This window comes from Komarekiella delphini-convector SJRDD-AB1, from assembly GCF_014831675.1.
Classification (GTDB): domain Bacteria; phylum Cyanobacteriota; class Cyanobacteriia; order Cyanobacteriales; family Nostocaceae; genus Komarekiella.
The window spans coordinates 1-1,738 of sequence record NZ_VJXY01000162.1 but is presented as its reverse complement, the minus strand read 5'-3'; the positions used below and the strand labels follow the sequence as shown (position 1 = coordinate 1,738).

Sequence of the window (1,738 nt, the reverse complement as noted above, 5' to 3'; positions counted from 1 at the left end):
TAGGGGAAGAGCTGGCGAAGCTGTCACCAAGTGCAAACTAAACGGTTCAGTTTAAAAAAGTGAGAAAATTTGACTCAAGTAATTTCAAATAAAAGTAATAAATAATACTATAATTCTCATGACTAGCTTTAAGATTCAGAATCCTTAGATGCCTTATAAGGAAAGCCACAGTAAGGACAAAACCGAAATTTCAATGATGTAATTGGTTCATTACACTGAGTGCAACTATTACGTAAGCCAGTACCGCACAAGAAACAGAACTGCGATCGCGGCAACAACCAGATTTCTTCAAGAGTTGTTCCGGGAGTCCAGCAGTGAGGACAAAATTTGAGGATATCGGTTGCAGACATGGGTACACCCCGGATAACGGCATCCAGGTACTCAGATGGAACCTGCAATGCTAGAGCTAATCCACGCTGGCTTTTACTATTGAGCTTAGTAGTCATGCCTCGTTCAATCTTACCTAAACTTTGAAGATGAATGCCTGCCTTAGTTGCCAAATCATTTTGACTTAGCGAAAGGCTTGTGCGTATTCTTTTAACGTACTCTGACAGCGTTTCTTGGGGTTGGGGGGTATTATCCATGCTTTTAATATGTACTAAAGTATATAACTAATTATTTTACACAAGTGCGTATTTAAAATGGATAGCAGTACTTTTAATTAAATAGAGAGGTGAAACTTGACAACTACATTAGCACAAGTAGCTACAGCTTTTCTTTCTCGACAAGGATTGGCTGTTAGTACAGTAAAATCCTATGAACAAACGCTACTATCTTTGCTGAAATTGCATGGCTCCTTGTCTATAGAGTTAGTAGACCGTCAACTCCTAAAAGACTACTTAGCTGGGTTAGATGATTTAAGATACACAACACATAATCGCCATCAAGCGATAATCAGCGCTCTGTTTAATTTTGCTGTTGAATCTGGCTATATTCAATCAAACCCAGCTAGTCGTCTGAGTCGAAGGAAACCAGAAAGAGAACGTAAAGAACACAAGAGTGACGAGATTATACGCTACCTCACGCCTCAAGAGTTAGATATTTTGTATGATTTGTTAAAAAAATCTAATGCAAGGATGGAGACGATAGTCCGCTTACTGCATCGAAGTGGAGCTAGGATTGGAGAATTACTATCACTAGAATTAACACAAATTTTTCAGTCACAACGTAAATTTCAGGTAGTGGGAAAAGGCAACAAACAACGCTGGTGCTTTTATAGTGAAGATGCAGAATTAGCTTTAAAAAACTATATAAAATATTATCGGCATCCGGCTTCAACAGCATTATTCACTGCCCAACACCCAACGACTAAAGTTGTAACACCAGTCAGTTATGAGGCTGTAGCGGCAGACTGGCGAGAAATGATTGACCAAAGCGAGAAATTAAAAGGGATTAGGCTGCATGACTTACGCCATACATTTGCGACCGAGCGAGTAGGATTAATGGGAATTGAAGAATTACGAGCGCTGATGGGACATGAAAACATTCAAACAACTCTCCGCTACCAAAAAGTCACATCAGCGAGAGCAGAGATAGTAGCAAAATCAGCTTTAGAGAATTTAACTTTAAGTATATAAAAATTGAGAAATATTTTGAGTAATAAATTTACTAATACATATATTGACTAGAGATAAATTTTTCCAGTACAGAGTATTAAGAGTACTCTGTATCAAGTGAATGAGGGTTAATGAAACGAAACTGGCAACCAGAAGAACTGGTGGAGTATTGGACGCTAGTA

2 protein-coding genes are annotated in these 1,738 nt (G+C 38.5%); one reads left to right on the top strand and one right to left on the bottom strand.

The annotated features are described in order from the left end of the window. Positions 1 to 128: 128 nt before the first annotated feature. On the bottom strand, positions 129 to 584 hold the full coding sequence (locus tag FNW02_RS38045; RefSeq protein ID WP_191762618.1) for a double zinc ribbon domain-containing protein: 456 nt from the start codon (positions 582 to 584) through the stop codon (positions 129 to 131). Between the two features lie 96 nt (positions 585 to 680). On the opposite strand from FNW02_RS38045, the gene FNW02_RS38040 reads away from it, so the two are divergent. Then, positions 681 to 1,577: a tyrosine-type recombinase/integrase gene (locus FNW02_RS38040; protein WP_191762617.1), complete on the top strand. Its 897-nt coding sequence runs from the start codon at positions 681 to 683 to the stop codon at positions 1,575 to 1,577. Positions 1,578 to 1,738 lie beyond the last annotated feature (161 nt).